Annotated in this window: 1 pseudogene; it reads left to right on the forward strand. The window is 40.3% G+C overall.

The features are described from left to right. Positions 1–529, forward strand: a pseudogene (locus JIG37_RS17660) (hypothetical protein); the annotation flags it as partial. Between the last annotated feature and the right edge of the window lie 180 nt (positions 530–709).

The following is a 709-nucleotide window of genomic DNA, read 5'->3' on the forward strand; positions in this document are numbered from 1 at the left end:
GAATGGGTTTGAATATTTTTGGATTATGGCCTCAATCTATGTGACGCTCTTTGGTTTGGGTTATTTCACTTTAAAACATCGAGCCATATTAGCGCACCGAGATAATTTTTACTTTAATCGCCATACCGGCCTTGTAAAAACCCCGCATACTTTGTTTAGAAAACCGTTTTATTTACCTTACGAAGACATTGTTTGCTATGGCGCAAATCAGCGGAATGTCGGCTCAGCCCGTGGTGGCTCACGTGTATTTGTATCACTCATGGTGCCGTTAAAATACCCTAAACATTATCGCTTCACCAAGCCTACTTTCTATGTAGGTGGTTCAAATCGTGAATGGGATTCACTGGCATACGCCACAGCCATGACCTTTATGGATACATCCATCCCGCTTGGTACTCACTTATATCAATCGATAGAGCATTACTTCAAAATTGATAAAGACATAACAGAAAAGCACGGATTCCCTGAGGAGCTAAAACCTTATTTAGATCCAGTAGATTGCCAAGTAAATAGAGAGGCCGTGTGGTAGTGAAGCTAGTTTGGTTTGTATTTACGCAAAGGAGTGGCACCGAACTGTAAATAAATAGTTAGTAATACAGTTCGGTAATAAGGAAGTTGAATATGCTTGAGCAATACGCAGAAACCGCTTATCGCGGAAAACAAGCTGCAAAATTTAGAAATGAAATCGCAACAGATGAACGTGATTCTA

It is taken from the genome of Pseudoalteromonas sp. bablab_jr010, assembly GCF_016464105.1.
Lineage (GTDB): Bacteria > Pseudomonadota > Gammaproteobacteria > Enterobacterales > Alteromonadaceae > Pseudoalteromonas > Pseudoalteromonas simplex.